The 18483-nt window shown below is 33.5% G+C and carries 24 protein-coding genes and 1 pseudogene; 3 read left to right on the top strand and 22 right to left on the bottom strand.

The features are described 5' to 3' along the window. The 22 genes and pseudogenes from AC6F8J_RS04920 to AC6F8J_RS04815 all read right to left on the bottom strand — a co-directional run. Window positions 1-452, bottom strand: a 452-nt coding sequence (locus AC6F8J_RS04920; protein ID WP_500721456.1) for a hypothetical protein, incomplete at its 3' end; no start/stop codon positions are given. 19 nt (window positions 453-471) lie between these two features. Then, window positions 472-651 carry a hypothetical protein gene (locus AC6F8J_RS04915; RefSeq protein ID WP_500721455.1) on the bottom strand — a complete coding sequence of 60 codons (180 nt, stop codon included), beginning with the start codon at window positions 649-651 and terminating at the stop codon, window positions 472-474. Between the two features lie 12 nt (window positions 652-663). Continuing rightward, window positions 664-1095 (bottom strand): hypothetical protein, encoded by a 432-nt coding sequence (locus tag AC6F8J_RS04910; protein WP_500721453.1) that lies wholly within the window; start codon window positions 1093-1095, stop codon window positions 664-666. A gap of 20 nt (window positions 1096-1115) precedes the next feature. Then, window positions 1116-1442, bottom strand: a complete 327-nt coding sequence (locus AC6F8J_RS04905; RefSeq protein ID WP_500721452.1) for a WXG100 family type VII secretion target — start codon at window positions 1440-1442, stop codon at window positions 1116-1118. A gap of 13 nt (window positions 1443-1455) precedes the next feature. Next, the gene (essC, locus tag AC6F8J_RS04900) at window positions 1456-6018 is read right to left on the bottom strand and encodes a type VII secretion protein EssC (RefSeq protein WP_500721450.1); all 4563 of its coding nucleotides are present in this window, start codon (window positions 6016-6018) and stop codon (window positions 1456-1458) included. A gap of 6 nt (window positions 6019-6024) precedes the next feature. Then, window positions 6025-6273, bottom strand: coding sequence for an EsaB/YukD family protein (locus tag AC6F8J_RS04895; RefSeq protein ID WP_500721449.1), 249 nt, complete (start codon window positions 6271-6273; stop codon window positions 6025-6027). 17 nt (window positions 6274-6290) lie between these two features. Beyond that, window positions 6291-7337, bottom strand: coding sequence for an AAA family ATPase (locus AC6F8J_RS04890; RefSeq protein WP_500721448.1), 1047 nt, complete (start codon window positions 7335-7337; stop codon window positions 6291-6293). A 16-nt stretch (window positions 7338-7353) separates the two neighbouring features. Beyond that, window positions 7354-8418 (bottom strand): FHA domain-containing protein, encoded by a 1065-nt coding sequence (locus tag AC6F8J_RS04885; RefSeq protein WP_500721446.1) that lies wholly within the window; start codon window positions 8416-8418, stop codon window positions 7354-7356. A 233-nt stretch (window positions 8419-8651) separates the two neighbouring features. Further along, complete coding sequence (locus tag AC6F8J_RS04880; protein ID WP_500721445.1) at window positions 8652-9119, bottom strand: helix-turn-helix domain-containing protein; 468 nt, start codon at window positions 9117-9119, stop codon at window positions 8652-8654. Beyond that, window positions 9110-9256: a hypothetical protein gene (locus tag AC6F8J_RS04875; RefSeq protein WP_500721444.1), complete on the bottom strand. Its 147-nt coding sequence runs from the start codon at window positions 9254-9256 to the stop codon at window positions 9110-9112. Before AC6F8J_RS04875 ends, AC6F8J_RS04880 begins: the two co-directional genes overlap by 10 nt. A gap of 198 nt (window positions 9257-9454) precedes the next feature. Beyond that, window positions 9455-9646, bottom strand: coding sequence for a sensor histidine kinase (locus AC6F8J_RS04870; RefSeq protein WP_500721442.1), 192 nt, complete (start codon window positions 9644-9646; stop codon window positions 9455-9457). Continuing rightward, window positions 9643-10088, bottom strand: a pseudogene (locus AC6F8J_RS04865) (sensor histidine kinase). Before AC6F8J_RS04865 ends, AC6F8J_RS04870 begins: the two are co-directional and overlap by 4 nt. Before the next feature lie 66 nt (window positions 10089-10154). Beyond that, complete coding sequence (locus AC6F8J_RS04860) at window positions 10155-10595, bottom strand: hypothetical protein (protein ID WP_500721441.1); 441 nt, start codon at window positions 10593-10595, stop codon at window positions 10155-10157. Window positions 10596-10786: 191 nt separating this feature from the next. Beyond that, window positions 10787-11119, bottom strand: coding sequence for a hypothetical protein (locus AC6F8J_RS04855; RefSeq protein WP_500721440.1), 333 nt, complete (start codon window positions 11117-11119; stop codon window positions 10787-10789). A gap of 125 nt (window positions 11120-11244) precedes the next feature. Further along, a complete protein-coding gene (locus AC6F8J_RS04850) occupies window positions 11245-11529 on the bottom strand; it encodes an extracellular solute-binding protein (RefSeq protein ID WP_500721438.1) in 285 nt (94 codons plus the stop codon). Between the two features lie 42 nt (window positions 11530-11571). Next, window positions 11572-11964: a type 2 periplasmic-binding domain-containing protein gene (locus AC6F8J_RS04845; protein WP_500721437.1), complete on the bottom strand. Its 393-nt coding sequence runs from the start codon at window positions 11962-11964 to the stop codon at window positions 11572-11574. Between the two features lie 64 nt (window positions 11965-12028). Continuing rightward, the gene (locus AC6F8J_RS04840) at window positions 12029-12247 is read right to left on the bottom strand and encodes an ABC transporter substrate-binding protein (RefSeq protein ID WP_500721436.1); all 219 of its coding nucleotides are present in this window, start codon (window positions 12245-12247) and stop codon (window positions 12029-12031) included. A gap of 321 nt (window positions 12248-12568) precedes the next feature. Next, window positions 12569-13075, bottom strand: coding sequence for a ferritin-like domain-containing protein (locus tag AC6F8J_RS04835; RefSeq protein WP_500721434.1), 507 nt, complete (start codon window positions 13073-13075; stop codon window positions 12569-12571). A gap of 180 nt (window positions 13076-13255) precedes the next feature. Next, window positions 13256-13618: a VOC family protein gene (locus AC6F8J_RS04830; RefSeq protein ID WP_500721433.1), complete on the bottom strand. Its 363-nt coding sequence runs from the start codon at window positions 13616-13618 to the stop codon at window positions 13256-13258. Between the two features lie 97 nt (window positions 13619-13715). Next, entirely contained in the window at window positions 13716-14735 is a 1020-nt protein-coding gene (locus AC6F8J_RS04825) for a PDDEXK nuclease domain-containing protein (protein ID WP_500721432.1), read from the bottom strand. A gap of 266 nt (window positions 14736-15001) precedes the next feature. After that, window positions 15002-15601, bottom strand: coding sequence for a DapH/DapD/GlmU-related protein (locus AC6F8J_RS04820; protein ID WP_500721430.1), 600 nt, complete (start codon window positions 15599-15601; stop codon window positions 15002-15004). Window positions 15602-15696: 95 nt separating this feature from the next. Further along, window positions 15697-16086 (bottom strand): ElyC/SanA/YdcF family protein, encoded by a 390-nt coding sequence (locus tag AC6F8J_RS04815; protein ID WP_500721429.1) that lies wholly within the window; start codon window positions 16084-16086, stop codon window positions 15697-15699. A gap of 454 nt (window positions 16087-16540) precedes the next feature. Here AC6F8J_RS04815 and AC6F8J_RS04810 point away from each other — a divergent pair, with 454 nt between their 5' ends. The 3 genes from AC6F8J_RS04810 to tnpA form a co-directional block, all read left to right on the top strand. Beyond that, window positions 16541-16912, top strand: a complete 372-nt coding sequence (locus AC6F8J_RS04810) for a transposase (protein ID WP_500721427.1) — start codon at window positions 16541-16543, stop codon at window positions 16910-16912. A 602-nt stretch (window positions 16913-17514) separates the two neighbouring features. Beyond that, window positions 17515-18042, top strand: coding sequence for a hypothetical protein (locus tag AC6F8J_RS04805; protein WP_500721426.1), 528 nt, complete (start codon window positions 17515-17517; stop codon window positions 18040-18042). A gap of 139 nt (window positions 18043-18181) precedes the next feature. Continuing rightward, on the top strand, window positions 18182-18483 hold a 302-nt coding region (gene tnpA, locus AC6F8J_RS04800; RefSeq protein WP_500721425.1), incomplete at its 3' end, for an IS66 family insertion sequence element accessory protein TnpA.

Raw genomic sequence — 18483 nt, 5'->3', positions numbered from 1 at the left:
TCTGCTCGCGTTGAATCATTTATCATTGATAATGATTTTTCAGCCAGCTTAACAGTTTCCTCAAAATTCATTACAAATCCATAACAGTTGGCCATTTCTGCATACATTAATGTTGCCTGATTCTTATCTTTTTCTCCAGCTAGCTTATATATGTTATACGCTTCTTTATACTTTTTTTGCTCATACATTTCATCGCCTAAATTATGAAGTTCTTTTACGTTTAAGCCATTTGAATTTTCCAGCAGTCTAACCACTTCACTGTCTGGTGAAAGGGTTGCTGGTTCAGTCGTATAATCAATACCATCACTCATTAGCTGCGGTATCATTAGCCTGGCATAGAAAATAATCTGTAGTCCGATTAATATACTGATAATAATTGATATCCCTATAATCATTGGTTTTAGCTTAATTAGGCTCTTTTTGATTTTTTTATCCTTTAACTGATCCTCCATATAAATCCCCTCAACTTATTTATTCACCAAACCAGTCTGCATTACTTGTATTATTAGTACTACCCCCTGGTAGGCTCGAGATTTTTTTGCATATTGTTTTTTTAATGGTGTCCCCATAATCTCTTGCTTGATTGGCCGCTTTGTTAGCATTTTTGATACTTGAGCTTAATTCACTGTAATTCAATACCAATACGCTCATCTTGTTTCCCCTTTATTTTAAGCCAAATGTACCTAATACTTGACTGGCCATTCTTCTTCGTTTTGCTGCTTCTTCTTCACTGATTCTTCGATTCAAATTACGGATACTATTATTAAGATCTGTGATTGTATTGTTGACATTTTGCATTTCCTTACTAATATTTAATCTAGATGATGACATGTTATTGTCTGAATGAGCCGCTAATTCTTTATCACATAGTATCGCATCCATATTACTATAGGTTTTTTCATGATTTATAATGCCCTCTTGTAATGTTTCAATACATTTATTAATGCGATTATTCACATCTGTTATATCCTTGTAAAACTTGTAATCAAAATCACTATATATATTCTGCAATTTTGACAGTCTCTTTTCTTGGATCGATAATAAGTCTTTTTTATCTCTACGCTCTCTTTTTAACCGACTTAATAACGCGGACATATCTGTACCCTCCTAATCAATTAATCTATTGATAATTTTATTTGCTTTCTTAATTCTTCGTCTGTATTATAGTAGTTTGTTTGACTATCTACTAATGCTTCGTATATGTCATATAACGTGTCTTGAATGTCTCCTAGCTGTCCAAATAATAATGTGTGTTGGGTTTCGAACATATTTCTACCTCTCCCTACCCAAGTTGAAAGAAGCTTTGTTGTCGCTCTTTCAACAAGTCGCTTCGCATCATCAAATTCATCAATGTTATTCCTAAATTCTAATGCAGCTTCTGTCATGTCTCCTGTAAATAATTTTTCTACGTATGCTTCTGAACTTTTTGTATTTGACGCCATTAACTAACCCTCCCTATGTCATACTTATTGTCTTGATTTTTGATGTGTCACTGTTGGTAATGTAATAAGCATCACCAACTTCAATCGGTTTTTTGTAATCTCTTTGAATATTTATTGGTATTTCTAAGAACCTATGATTAGAAATGTCATCAAATATTAATGCTTTTCTGTTTTCTTTAAGAATCTTACATATCTCAGTTGAGCTATATGTTACTGCTGTATTCTCAACATTCGCGAATAAAAAGCAGACTTTTAATGCTTTGAGTTGTTGTGTAATCTTTTTATATAACTCCATTATTTCTTTGCTTGAACTCATCAAACTTAATACATCTTGATTTTGAATTATTATAAGCAGCAATGGTTTTTCATCAAGCGATTCTGAAGTATTACTCATTAAGTCTTGTTGTCTTTCTAAGAGTTCATCGTAAACAGTGTCTAGTATGCTTTCTATATCATGTACATCTATTGAATATTTTTCAACACATCCCAGATTACCAAGGTCTTTTAGTTGTCGATCAATCGTATCAATAATGAAAGCTTTCGTAGGCTGTATTAGTATATTCTTCTGAAATTGATCAAGAACTATTTTTAGAAAATTAGTTTTCCCACTCTTTTCTCTACCTGAAATGAGTAATGTACCAATCTTCTCAAAATCAATTGTCGCCATTTCAACTTTATCATAATCGATTCCAATACAAACTTCATAAGGTCTAAGATTCATTGGCATAAAACCTTCTGCCAGAGTTTCTAAGGTGAGTGGTCGTGGCACTTGTGGAATTTGTCTGGCTTTTTCACCCGGATACATCAAATTCGTATTTTCAATGAATTTCTTCATATCTTTTACTCTTTCAATTTCCTTTTCACCATCAAACCCGAGATAGTTCTGGAACTCATATATGGTTTTATCGATTTCAATTAATGCGCGTCCTGCAATATTTTTTGGCTTCATACGGCACCGATCTAATAAGTTGCTGTATTCACCTGTGTCATTACAGCTTAGCGCAATACGACTTGAGAAGTTTGATAAATATTTATACCCAATACCGGACGTCTGTACATTGGATATAACAACCGATATACCAACGGCTATTCCCTCTCTACAGATGTTCAGCATATCTTCATCGTATTGACCAAACAATTCTTTGAATGCTGTAAAGTTATCAATTAGAATGACAATTTGAGGCAGATCTTGATAGCCTGCTTCTTTATAAGAACCAAAGGAACTAAGTCCTAGTTTGGAGAGGGTTTCTTTTCTATTGATAATCTCACTACTTGTCATCTTAATAAAATGCTTCATATTTTCATCATTAGATACGGTCAGGACGCCGCCAATATGATGAAGCTCTCCAAAGCTTTTTAGTATCATTGAAGCAAAATCAAGTAAGTAGATATTAACTTCACTTGGTGAATAGGTTTGAGCAAGTGCTCTTATAATGGTTTGTAATATGTTGGTTTTACCATATTGAGATGACCCAACAATAAAGGTATGTGCTTCTGTGATGTTTAATATTACCTTTTCCTGTCGTTGGTGAGAGGGGTCATCGTAGATGCCAATGGCTATTTTTATATCCATGCCTTCTTTAACATATGAATCGCCTTCGCTGAACCTGATTACATCGGGTAGTGGTGGTAGACATATACCCGGCAAACGCTTTATCCCACTGTTTTCACAGTACTCACTGATATACTGAACAACCGCTTCGAGTTGTGTTAAACTCTTCGCATTGCTTCTATTCTTCTTTTGTTCAAACACAGTGGTTTTCTTCCCGGATAGGGATACTTCATTTATGGTGTATTCTGTATGATTCTCTTCATCATCTGTTTCTGCTGCTGCACCACTATAGGCTGATTGAAAAAGTTCAAACAACTCATTGTTACCCACTTGTAGATACGCCCTACCCGGTTCTTTGATCTCTGCTGCAAGAGGGGTTTTTAAGACTTCATTACTATCTTGCTTGGTTTGTACTTTTAAGCATAGTTTGAACTTTGAGTTACTCCATATCTGATCATCTACAACCCCTGATGGCTTTTGGGTAGCAAGAATCAAATGTACCCCAAGGCTTCGCCCAATTCTTGCTGCACTGACCAACTCTTTCATAAATTCCGGATGGTCACTTTTTAGCTCTGCAAATTCATCCACTATGAGTATTAGGTGGGGCAATGGTTGACTTGTTTTTCCTTCTTTGAACTTTTTTATGTACTGGTTGACATGATTAACACCATATTGAGCAAAAAGCTCTTGTCGCTTTCTTAATTCTGCTTTGATTGAGTTCAATGATCTGTCTATCTCTCTGCCATCAATATTGGTAATGGAACCAATTAAGTGGGGTAGATTATTAAATTGGTTAACCATGCCACCGCCTTTGAAGTCGATAATGACAAAGCCCACTTCATATGGATGGAATAAAGTTGCCATTGATAAGATGTAGCTTTGCAGAATCTCACTTTTACCGGAACCGGTGGTCCCTGCTACCAAACCATGTGGTCCTTGATATTTCTCATGTAGATCTAAAGATACCACCTGATTTTTTGTCTTAACACCTAATGGGGCTGCCATACTATCATAGACCCTAGAATTAGACCACCTTGCATGGATATCCAAATCGTTAACGGAAAATATATTAAGCAATTCAAACAAGGATATATTTTTGGTGAGCTGACCCTCTAAGCTGACTTCATCCACATAGACACTTGTTAGTTTTATTGCAATTTCTTCCGCTATCGTGTCTTGCACCGGTTCATAAAAGAATCGAGATATATTTTTTCCATTGATACTGTATAGAAGATCTCCACTGTTTTCATACTGTGATAAACGAATAATTTCTGTACAACCTTGTGGCAAGAGATCTTCACTATTCTCAAAAAATATAAATGTAAAGCCAAATGATCTAGCGGATTTAATATATTTTGAAATTGGATGCTGTTTTATGCCTTTGTTATCAAATACAAATATGACATACTGGGTATTGAAATAATCATTGTTTTCTTTAATGCTTTCACGTCTTGAAAGCTCCATATATAGATGTTCAAACAATAGATTCTTACTGTCTTCATCATAGATAAGATTTCTAACACCTAAGGCATCATTTTCAACATGACGTAACCACCTTATCCAAGAAAATTGTTCGACATCTTCTTGACTAAACATATAAAAAAGTTTAACTTGTTTATAAAAATGACGTATGCTTAGATCTAGGGTAATGTTTTTCAGTACTTTATAGCGTTGTTCTTTTGTTCCTACAATACCCACAGCATTTGCTTCAGATAGTTTGGTGATAATAGGTGCTTCTTCAATAAACCTATGCTTGAGCTCGATTTCTTCCGGAATATTCACAAGCGCATCTTTTGTATCTATGTAATCTTGTTTATTATAGGTTACTTTACAATTAGCTTCTACGACACCTGTACCTATACGCACATGAAGGAAATCTTCATCTAAGTGATCTTTTTCAAATAATTCTTTCTTGAATGCATAAGCATCCTCTATGTTTTGCTCAAGGGGCTTATATATATTTTGCAGAACATCTAATTCTTTTTGTCTGGATTTTAGTATTATTTTTTCTTTTCTTTTAATATAGCTTTCATAATTCTCTTTTCTCTCTTTTATCTTTTCCCTGTATTGCTTCTTATTGTTAATCACATTGACAACGGACATAATCATCCCCATCGTCATAGAAATGACACTGTATATAACAAAAGTACCACCACTTCCTAAAAAGCCCCTTAATACAATTGTTACACCTAACATGACGATAGCCGGTGCTAAGGTCAAGAAAATATTCGTCTTTGGCGGCTCTTGTAATGGTTGAGGTAACAATATCTCAATGGGCTCACTTGGAATAACATACTTGACTCTTGTATTCAGATTAAACTTAGGATATGTAAAAGCACTTTGTTGTTGTGCTATATCTACGTAATTTAATTGATTCACAACTAAATGATCTGTTTTGGATGCATACAATTTTTTGTCTTTTATGTAGAAGCTATACCCAATAATCATAAAGAAATCTTGATCTTGAAGCTTTGCCATCCCCTTAATTTTTTGGTTGTTTAAAAACACACCATATTTAGCATCATTATCGTAAATATAGTATTGGGCGTTACGATAAGAAAGGGTTATGCTATCCTTTTCTATTAAAGGATCCTTAATGCAGATATCACATTTTTCAGAACCACCAATCGATATGCTCTCAATTTTATCTATATCAATGACCCTTTCATAATTTTTCTCTACGCTATCAAAATCAATAAAAAAGTTGAGTCTTATGATTTCAATATTAGAGCTCTGATACTTAATCACAATCTCATCACCGTGTTGTAAGTTTTTGGAAAATATTTTCAAAATACCATCTGTCGTAAAATAAATATCTTCCTCACAACTTATGCTCCAGCCATCGGCTGTTTTTTCGATATGAAGATCAAATTCTTCAAAAAACAAGCTCTTATTAAATCTCACTTGAGCATCCTTTGATGTACCAATCTTTATCAATTGGTCTTCATTCGATAACGGATATTCTTTATAGACCTTCTTACCGATTATAACCACCTTATATTTGTTACTGTTCAACTCAATCACCCCAAGCTATCTCGTAAAATTAATTATTGTACCATTTCGTAATTTACACGCTCTTAATGTTTTATTGCCTTTAATTAAAGCAATAGGATTTTCCGTTTTTAAAAAACATTCCGGTATATGATCCATATCAATACCCAAATCATAGGCCTTATTTAATCCTATAACCAAGTCATTTACCGTAATGTCTAGTGGAACCTCAAGATCTACGCTTCTATTGATTCTTTTCATATCTAGTACAATCATTATCGTATCCATTTTCTATTCACTCTCCATCATATAAATATATAGGCCAGCTTTTGCAAATACGCATTGTTTGCCAGAAAATCTATGTTATGATGGTCCGGCTCTTCTTGGAAATCATGAATATAAGCATTCATAACACATTTTGAGGCTATTTTCTCTTCTATAAGGTAGTTCTTTTCATTCTCTTTATACTTGTTACATACAAATACAAACTTATTTTGATTGGAACAATCGATGTTATTGATTAAGGGTTCTAACTTCATAACCGATATCTCATCTTGCATGGTAGCGATTAGTACTTTATCACAATGACGCATCATCATTGATTTTTCTACTGTAAAGTCAACAGTCGAATCCATAACAATATATTCAAATTGCCCACTGGCTTTGATGCTATCTAATAGATATGTATAGTCTTCTGCTACTATATCAAGTGCCGAAGTGGCTTGTTTGAAGGGTAGAACATAATTAAATAATTCTTTTCCGACCGCACCTTGAAAGATTCTCATGATGTTTTCAGGGCGTGTTCCTAGAAGTTTCTCAAATCCATTTGTGCAATAGCGCTTATCTTTTAACATAAATTGAAAACTCTGAAATGGTTCTGTATTCATATACAACACCCGACGATGCTGCTTGGAAAGTGCTGCACATAGCCCAAGGGCCAACGTTGTTTTACCTACGCCTCCTATTGGTGAATAGGCCATGATTACTTGTGTATTTAAAGCGATATCATTGGCCTCTAGGTTGGACTTATCAACAATGTCGTTCAATATCTTTATGACACTTGTATACTTATAGATCTTATGGCATTTATCATCACGATTCTCATCAACTTCTGCTTCTGATAGGATAAACGTAAAATCAATACTATGTCTTTCAAACTCTGGAGAATACCATTCTTCATTGATCACTAATACATCAACTTTCCTAGGTGAATTAAAAAATGACGTTAAAAATGTCTGATCTGTTATAATATGAAGATCAATATTTGCACCAAACTTTTCTAGCAATTTCAGTTCTAGTGGTGCCAAATACCTTTCATTTGAATCTACCAGTATTATGACCGGAGTACCCATTATGTCATCCCCTTCCTCATCGATCTTTCAATATTGATTCCACAATAAACTCACTGTTTGCCAACTTAATTCTATCGCCATCTGTAATCATGACTTGCTGATCTTTATGTATCTTCACATTGTTAAGATAAGTACCATTAGAACTATCCATATCAACAATATAATAATTGTTATCTTTATAAACTATTTTACAATGGGATCTGCTAATGGCTTTGTTAAAATCAATATTGCCATCTGCTGTTTTGGGACTGCTTCCAATCACATAGTCCATTTTATCAATACTAAATTCCACTTCAATTGGTGTGTTGATTCCGATAAGCGATAGCGTTGGCTTAAATACCTGCACACTAGTATTTTTTTTAGGCGAAAACACATTGCTTAATCCAAACTTTTTTAACTTCATATTTTCATGATTTATGTCGTTATCTGACGATTGCGTCGCTTTAGTTTTTGGTATCTGTTTTTTGTTGTCCTGGGTTTCTACCTTAATTTTCTTAACTTTATTAAAATCAAACTTAGTCCCAAATGATTTTAAGTTAAGTGACTTCAAGCTGTTCTCAATGTCTTCAAGTGGTATACCGGCTTTTAGATCCGAAGAAAAATCCATAATAGCTTTCGTATTCAAGTTGTGGGCGGAGATCGCCTGCAAAATCTCCATTCTCATCGTTTCTTCAAAATTTGTTGGATGGTTGTATATGCTCCCATTTATTGGCAAATAAATGAAGCATGGGTCAAAAATATTTTTTTTCAAAAAAATATTTTCTAAACTCATGTCAATATTCTCACAAGTTAGAAAACCATTGTTTTTTACATCTATAATAACAGCAAGAAGCTTTTGTAGTATCGCCAAAAAGTCTTCTGCCGTTATTTTTGTCATTACAGATTGTAGTGTCTGATAGTTAGAGATATTATAAATTAGCTTGATTTTACCATTATGAGTAACTTTAAAACACTTTACCAGTGCCTCGTTTTCTTGCCCATGTAATACTTTATAACCCACTTCATAAAAGAGCTGATCATCTTCTAATACGTAGCTCAATTGCGTGCTGTCTCTGTCGACTTTAATTAGATCTTTTATCAAAACTTCACCCCCTCAGTCTTAATAATCGCTATTTATTTCTACTATGGCTAAAAAGCCAAATTGATATTCATTTAAAATATTAACTATATCAATAAATAATTACGCTATATTTCACCTTTCGTATAAGTAAAATAGTAACAACCTTTTGATTTTAACATTATTTGTAAACTTTATCAAGATAGTTTTTCATTTGTTTGGTGAACAAATGAACGACAATAGAAATGGGATAAGGTTTAAACCTTATCCCATAAAAAAACATTGCTTTGCACAAACTCGCTTGGAGAGCTTTGCATATAATTTTTAAAAACCTGTGAAAAATACTTATATTCGGAAAAACCTACTTTCTCGGCAATTTCATATATTTTATAATCACCATATGTCATGAGTTCAAGAGACTTCTGGATACGATATTTGTTCAAAAAGTCACTAAAAGTATGTTTGGTTTCCTCTTTAAATTTTTGACTTAAATAAGTCGTACTCAGTTCTAGTTCATCTGCCAGATCCTCAATACTTATTTTTTTATTATAATGATCTTCTATATATCTGAGCATATCCGGAATATATCTACATTCATAGTTTGATTCATTAAAATAAACATCTGATTCTAATAACGTAAAGTCTGAAAATGACTTGACCTGTTTTTTGAGGGTTGTCATAATATTTTTATTCTTAATTTTATAAATCAATTTTTCTACAACCATACCCAGTTCATCATGATTAATTGCCTTAGCAAGTAATCTGATACTTGATACTTAATGGCCTTTTTCGAGTATTCAAACTCAGTATATCCTGTTATAATGACCGTTTCAAAACTTCTGTTTTCAATAGCTTCTAGCATTTACAGGCCGTCCATAAAGGGCATCTTAATATCTGTAATAACAATATCCGAGTTCAGTTCTGTGATGACTTCCACCCCATTTTTCCATTAGGACTCTCACCAACTACGATACAATCATAGTTATCCAATCAAATGAATAGATCAGTCCTTTTCTAAATTAAATCTTCATCTTCAACGATAACGACTCTAAACATGTCCTCACCAAACTTTCTTTGGCATTTTCATGATCATAGTTGTGCCTATTCCAAGTTCACTCTTAATGATCAATCCACAGTCTAAGCCATAGAGCAACTTAAGTCTTCTATTGACGTTATTGAGACCAATACTATTTGATACAAGTTGTTCGTCATCTAAGCGTCGCCTTATATCATTTAATGCTTCTTCACTCATACCATCTCCATCATAAGCATGTCCTCAACAATCTTGATATTGACATCAATGTGAAGGGCATCTTTACCCTTATAGCTATGGTTAATACAGTTTTCAATAATAGGCTGCATAATGAGTTTTAGTACGATACATTGTTTGGCTTCCTTATCTATATGGATATCATAGGTCAACCTTTTATTATAACGGCATTTTTGAATCATTAGATAACTATTGAGATACTTAATATCTTCAATCAATGAAATGGTGTTTTTCTCATAGTCAATACTGTACCTTAGAATATTTGCAAAGTTAACAATCATTTCAGATGCTTTTTTTCATCAACCAATAGAAGGTATTTTAACGTTTCTAATGTATTGAAAATAAAATGTGGGTTGAACTGTGATTCTAATTGTTTTGTCTGGGATATACGGTTACGATTGTTTAATTCATCATTTTTTGTCATCAAAACATTCACTTCAACGAGCATCTTATTAAAATGCTCACCAATAATCTCAAACTCATCATCACTTTATATCGTTACAAAAGACTTCAAATCACCATGTTGTGCTGCGGTTATAGAACCGATTAGATCTTCGATTGACTTTGTCTTTTTCCTCGAGGCATATCCAGCTAACTTCATAATGAGAATTGAAAGACCTGTCAGCATACATATGAGAAAAATAGTGCTGATGCTCATTAGATTCCTAACTGTTTCAATTTCTGACAATGTATAGACGTACATCTTACCATCTAGTAATTCTGACTGCCTATAATAATATTCTTTTCCTCTAAACCAAAGTGCATTCCTTTTTTTATCGATGTTAATCTTTCCAATATTATCTAGAATCTGGCTTTTGGTTGTAATGATAACATTATTATATTGATCTGTAAGTATAAAAATCGAGACATCACTGTTATGTATGATTTTCTGTAAATCTGCTTCCAGAAGATCAAAAACAAGGTACCCCATAATCTCCCCATCTATAACCATGGCTTTTTCTATAGAATAAATGGTTCGTTTTGTAATATCTATTTGGACTTTGCTGTTTCAATAGATGATTATGTCCAGACTGCTTTTTAATTGCTGAATATCCTTGTGACAAATATCTCATAACTATTATAAGGTGATGCCACATAATTCTTGGTTAAAACCGTTTTCCCTCACGTATCAACAAGATAGAAAATACTTTTCACCTCACGATTGTTTATGAAATCATACAATAATTCATAAACTTTCTCCTCTTGCCTACCATTCATTAAGAAGTTTTTTATGGCACTTTCCTTTTCTAAGGTATTAAGATTCTTATTATATAACTCAAATTCTTCTTCCAGAAAGTTTCTCGCATAGTCTTTGGCTTCATTGTTCTTATTTCGCACAACTCGGTTCGTATATAGGCCTAAAAACATATATATGGATAAAATACTAATAACTATAAAACCAATACAGTAGATAATAAGTGATTTTTTTATCTCGATATAAATGATTTTTTTCATTATTTTCTCTTCTTTTTTCTTCAATATTATCCGTAGATTTCTAGGAAAAGATTTTGATACTGACTTAGAGTTTCCGTTTTATTTTGAGATGACCACTGTTGATCATCTTCAATAATATTGATTTCCTAGTAAGGCTTTAGTGATTGAGCTGGCTCTATATCATCCCATATCGATCTACGATTCAGTTCTGAGGAAATAAGTGTTTGAACCTCTTTACTTGTTACAAAATTTATAAACCTTTGAGCACCTTCGATATTATTTGCGTTCTTAATGATCACTACCCCGTCAGGTCGTATTATCGTGTCTTCGGATGGATAGATCATCGCCATAGGCGCTCCGTTTTGTACATAGGGTGCTGCTGCTTCTTCGAATGTGATGGATGTAAAGACTTTTTTTACTTGAAGCTCCAAGGACACTCGCCGCTTCTTCTATAGGGTATGCACAAATTATATTTACTCCGTTGAGGGTGTTGTTTTTGTTAATTCCATGAATTTCTCAAGGAACAATTCTCTATTGTCGCCCGCCCAGACTTCATCGTACTCAATTAATTTGGTATCTTTTAGAACGATTGCTTGATTAGGTGGAAGTGCATCTTCATGTGTTAAGAACTGGAATGAACCAACTGTTTCACTCATTTTTTGAACTTCTTTTGACAAACACCAATCTACAAACATTTGAGCTGCTTCTTGATCCGGTCCACCTTTAATAATTCCTACAGCACCAATTTCATATCCTGTTCCTTCTTCAGCTGTAGTAAAAATCAGATCAACATAACATTCTTCTTGGTATTTGATGGTATCATGTAAAAAACCTATAACTATTGAGGTTTCCCCTGTTCCATCCATACGCCCTGGTGTGCTACCCGATTTTGTATATTGTCTGACTTGCTCATTGAATTTCTGTAAATACTCAAATCCGGCTTACTTGAAGAATGGTTGCAAGGAAATTATAAGCTGTACTTGAGGATGCAGGGTGTGCTATTACTATATTGCCTTTAAACTCAGGCTTAAGTAAGTCATCCCATGTTTTTGGCAACTCAAGATTATTATCTTCTAACCATTTTTTATTGCCCTTTATGCCAAGATACCCTACATAATTAGCATGATCTTCCTGTAGACCCGCATACACTATCAGTTTTAGGTCTTTTCTCTACTCGACTTCCGGTGTTGCTTATATAGCCGATGAATCAAGATTCTCCACTACTGGACCTTCTTCTTTCCCACATCCGACCACGATCACCATCATTGATAGCACCAATAATACAATAAATAATTTTTTCACGACTACATCCTCTTTTTAGATCTCTTTTTAGATTCTGTTAGATTACTGTTTAATTATATCTGATAAGGAAGCCAACCAATATCCGAAAATACAGTTTTATTGTCTGTAAAAAAAGTAAAAGCCCAAAAGCGAAAATAAATCGCTGCTAGGCTTTTACTATTGAAACACTTATTTAGTCGGTGGTATAAAGACACGTGTGCTCATTTCGGCATCCACATCATATAACAACACTGGATTATCTTTAGCTCTCTTTATTTTACTGATGAGACTTTTGAAGGTAGCTTCTTCTTCAACCTGTTCATCAATAAACCATTTTAAGAAACTAATTGTTGCATATTCTTTTTCTTCTGTGGCTATGTTCATGAGTGTGTAAATTCTTGAAGTAACGAATTTCTCATGTTCAAGTGATGCAACCATTAATTCTGTAATATTATTAAAATCAACATTTGGCTTTTCTAAGGCATCAAAATCAATGATACCATCCATTTCTTGAATATAATTAAAGAATTTCATGGCATGAAACTTTTCTTCTTCAGCCTGAACGATGAAAAAGTTTGCAAATCCTTCTAAATCTTCTTTATATGCATATCCTGCATAGGCTAAGTATAAATGTGATGAATAGAACTCATACTTCATTTGTAAATTTAATTCCGCTAATAGTTTTTCGCTTAACATAAATATCTCCTTTCTTAATGTGATCATCTAATTATGGTTAAAGGGTCAAAACTAAGTTTTGAGCCTTTAACCAATTATAACAGTTATATATTTTATTATAAAGTTATTTAGTAATAATGGTCGATTGGAGTTCTTTATTTTTGAAAATTATGATTTGGCCTCTAAGATATCTAAAACCGATTACATTTGCTGTGCAAATTGAACACTTATGCCATTTGGATCTTTTATATAGAAGAATCGTATATGAGGGTTAGGTTGCACCGGTTCTTTATATATCTCAATCCCTGCTTCCTTTAACTGCTTAATCTTATCGTCCACAGAATCTACTGAAAAACCAATCGATATCTGATCACTAACCGGGAATGTATCGCCGTCTCCAGCATCTATTAATTCTAGTTGTGTTTCTCCATCACCCAAAAAAGCAATCTCAATACCCGGTCGTGACTCGAACCGTCTGTTCACAGATAGTCCTACAAAAGTTTCGTAGAATTTGATAGATGCGTCTAAGTTTTTTACATGTAATGTACACCATAACATCGCCATAATATTTCCTCCATGGTAATTAATTTTGTTGCTTTAAAAGCAGGTTGACAGTAGTTGGTTTTTAAGAACAGGCGCATTATCAAAAGTTTTTTGATTCCTATATGTCTTCCAACTCTTTCTCCAGTTCTTCTATAGATGGCAAACTACTTACTAATTCCTCTGGAACTCGTTCTAACAATTTATAATCACTAACTCCTATTGGTTTGGTCATATCTTTCAATGCATACTCTGCAACAAGCTTATTCTTTTCTTTACATAAAATAATACCAATTGTCGGATTATCGTCTTCATCCTTTATAATGTCATCCATAGCTGACAAATAGAAATTAAGTTTCCCCGCATACTCAGCTTTAAACTTACCTGTCTTCAATTCGATTACTACATAACTTTTCAGCTTAATATGGTAAAAAAGTAAATCAATATAAAAGTCATCTTCTCCAACTTTCAGATGGTACTGATTACCTATAAACGCAAATCCAGAGCCTAACTCTAACAGGAAGTTTGTAATCTTCTTAACAAGTTGTTTTTCAATGTCTTTCTCTTTCATATCTTCTTCGAAAGCTATAAAATCAAATACGTATGGATCTTTGAGCACATCAACTGCAAGTAGACTATTGGGTCTTTCTAAAGTCTCTCTATAGTTTGAAGTCTTTTCTACTAGTTGCTGTCTCTCATAGAGATTGCTTTCAATCTGATGAACCAAGACATTTCTTGACCATCTATTATCGATAGCTTTTGTCATATACCATTGACGTTCATTTTTATCTTTAATTCGGTCAAGTAATACTAAATTATGAGACCAAGACAATTGTGCAACAACCTGTTGCACAATTGAATAATCTGGGTATTCTTCAGCTAAACGTCTCATGTATTTAAGATTTCTCTCAGAAAATCCTTTTAAATCTGGAAATGAATGCTTTAACTCTTTGGACAATTTAGGGATGATCTTACTTCCCCAATCAGCACTGTTTACATTAACCAATATTTTTCTTCCGACTTTCCAATATAGCAATAGCAGTTCCCTATTAACGGATAAAATTGCATTATTTTGTGATTCCTTAATTTCATTCTTAATCTGACTAATAAACTCATTATAATTCATACTTTTTTCAATCATGCTTTTCCCTTATAATTTATATTATTTACTTCTCCTATATTCTAAGCTCTCAAATACCCCCATATAACCTAATACTCCGGGACCACTTTGTATCAAAACAAAGCAATAAGGTTCACATACAATATCACTCAAGCCACAAATAATATACAACATGGTAAATAATATTGTATACAGATTTATAAAAAAATTAGAACCGACAACATGATCCTTGATATTGTTACAATATTAGGTATATTTCTCATAGCGTCACCTGTATTCTGAATAAATCAATTCAATGATATTCTTCGTTGCTTGAAATAATATTCCCGATCATGTTCATTAACTTCTCTAAGGACCTTGCAAGGATTACCTACTGCAATAACATTACTTGGTATATTCTTTGTAACAATACTACCCGCACCAATAACAACATGATCTCCGATTGTAATTCCCGGCACAATAATTACGCCAGCACCAAGCCAGCAATTTTTTCCAATATGCACAGGTATATTATATTGATATCCATGTTCGCGTAGCTCTGGAAGAATAGGGTGTCCAGCTGTAGCTATAACAACATTGGGACCAATCATCGTATAATCACCTATATATATGTGCGTATCGTCAACACAGGTAAGGTTAAAGTTCGCGTACACCTTCTTTCCAAAGTGACAGTGTTTTCCGCCAAAATTAGAATGAAATGGTGGCTCAATATAGCATCCGTCACCAATCTCCGCAAACATTTCCTTAAGCAGTTCTGTGCGCTTTTCGATTTCACTTGGTCTTGTTATATTAAAATCATATAATTTTTCTAAACACTTTAACTGTTCTTTTACTATACGATCTTCGTTTGGTAAATATAGTTCACCTGTATGCAGTTTATTGATCATCACTTTTTTCCTCTCCAACTTCAAATTTAGCATATATTTTTCTATTTTGTTACTATGGTTTTACCTTCAACGCTGTCAAGACATTGAGTTAGTATCTATTCGTCAAATATATCCCAACTCAACCTTCCATCACCTGATATAGGAATCTCATTACCTAAGTATTTTGGTTTAGCATTAATAGATACATCAATGAATGCTTTTACTCTATCAAGAAACTCTCTTAAAAACCATTTCACTTGAAGTAAGCTTTTATACTTATCTTGATTCACAGAGTAACCATATGCTTCTATGCCTTTTTGTCTTGCGATATAAACTGCTCGATTAACATGAAGTTCTTGTGTTACAATTATTGCCTTCTCAACTAAAAAAACATCCTTTGCTCTATACATACTGTCATAGGCGTCAAACCCTGCATGGTCTAAAAATATATCTTCTTCTGGAATGTTAGTTCTTCTAATACAAAGATGTTTCGTATAGAATTCCACAAAAAATTAATAAGCTTTCCTTTTTTTGACAAATTCAAAATCTCCTTATCTTTCAGGGATTATATTACATATAATGTCCTATATGTTGAGGATATGTGGTATACATCCTTGTTCAAAACATGTATTCGTAACTTTCTGCAATCCGATTTTTCTTGCATCAATCATTCATTGTTATATACCCTCACAGTTAAATCCTATCATTTCTTGATATTTTACACAATACTTGATGTTGCTTTACTTCTTAAACTTATTATAAACATTATATATCCCTTTTTCCAAATTACATAAGTAGACGTTTGTGAAACGCCACAACCCGAATCATTACGGAATTTTTCTTTGCATAAAAAAAATATAACTCCTCACCAGATTATGGTAAAATTGAATTGTTATAAACAAATCAACCATAAAATCCGAAAGGATTTATATATGTCTATTTTAACACATAAGCAGCTTTTTGGGGCTGAAATTTATTCCGATTGTTCAACTTTTTTTGAAACTGATAAACATAAGTTTTTCTCTTCTTGAAGAGAACCTAAATCTTGATGAATTAATTCCACAAACTTTTTACAATAACTACTATACTTCTACCGGTTGTCCTAGAGATCATCATTTGTATTCAATGCTTTGGGCTTTAATTCTTCAAAAAATTTTCTCTATTCCAACCGATACTTTACTTCTTGTTTTTCTTAAATTCCCTAAAGAACTTCGGAACTTCTGTGCCTTTAATTATATACCTGATGCATCTAGAATTACGCGTTTTAAATTGCTTTCTACAATAAAGACTTCTTGGTTCTTTCTCATATTGTGTGGAAACTGCTATGGATGAAATTCCCACTTCTGTAAATTGAGTTGTAAGTGCTTCAAAAGAAGGCGTCATATGCAATCTTACCTATTCATGCTATGATAGAGATATTCGAACTTATCCTGCTACAATTCGCGGTACGGATAATTAGATTACTACCTATAAAGAACGAGGTGTTGTAGAAAAAACCATCAATCATTTTAAAGATAGTTTTTGTATCGCTAATCGTAAAACTCAAAATACTAAAACATTACATGCAAACTTGTTATTATCTGGAATCACACAACTACTCACAGTTATACTTGCTGACGAGATACAAAATCATAAATATATCAAGAGCATGAACCCATTAATCGCATGTTAATAATAATGCTTGTTCAGATATAGAATTTTATCCACTACTTAGTTTTCTGGAAGTTTAACTATTCTTAACTAATGAGTTTCACAATTACCTATTTATCGAAAAGGATTGAAAGGTGGTGATATATAATGTTAAACTATGAAAGTAACAGTCTTAATTCTTCCTGAAATTGTGATTATAGACGCTAATTAAAAAACACGAGGAATTTAGGGCATACTAAATAAAATAAACATATCGTTATGATATGACTTGAAAGGATTGTGTGATGGTTAACATTATTGAAGAAGTTAAAGACTTGTATCAAATCATAGAATTTAAGACCTTCCGAAAGACTGAAGGTGTTAACTTTGATTTAATCCCACTTGAAACCATAGCGAGGATTGACTCATTAGACCGAGTGCTGCATAGAAGCAATGCTGTGTCACCAGAACCGGTAGGAGATGTTGAACAACCTTGGTACATGCATACCCACCAAGCAGATAACCTTATCGTCCTTCATGGCAAAAGGGAAGTCGATATCTATACACCAGAACATGGTAAAATTGAACACTTCACAGTTACTGAAAACAGCATTCACAAAAATGGAAAACTGGTCTATGAGGGTGGTGCCATGTTGGTGTGGCCACGCCATGTTTTCCACAGAATTGTTAGTGGTCAAGAAGGGTCAGCTTCACTCAACTTAGCACAACACTACCAAGGTTTTGACATCAAAACCAATTTTAACATCTATAAGTTAGACACTGAAACAGGAGATTATGAAGTCTTAAGAGCTGGTCATAAAAATCAACTCTAAGAAAGATGCGACCCATCTTTATTGGCTTCGCCAATTTTCGGATGTTTACTGGTAATTTAGTAAGTGCTTCAAAAGCAGGCGTCCTACCAAAACATAAGCAAAAATGATATGCTTCCTTGGAGACAAGGAGGAAAAGATTATGAAAACAAAAGATTCCATTGCTTTGTGGAAGACCAGAATTGATAACTGTAAACGCAGCAATCAAAAAGTCGCTGACTGGTGCGAAGAAAATAATCTATCTAGGTTTGCTTATTATTATTGGCACCGCAAAATAACAGAACTGGAAGTGTCAAACAAAACGGATGTTTCCATCTTTGCCGAAGTTACTAAAAAAGAAGTACCTAAACATGCTAGCCATACCAATATAGAAGAACCTGAGCTTACTATTTCATGGAATGAAGTTTCAATCACAGTTAAAGATCATCGAGCAGTTCCTATGGC

The sequence above is a fragment of the Petrocella sp. genome (assembly GCF_059865615.1).
This window is presented reverse-complemented; position numbering and strand designations above follow the sequence as displayed.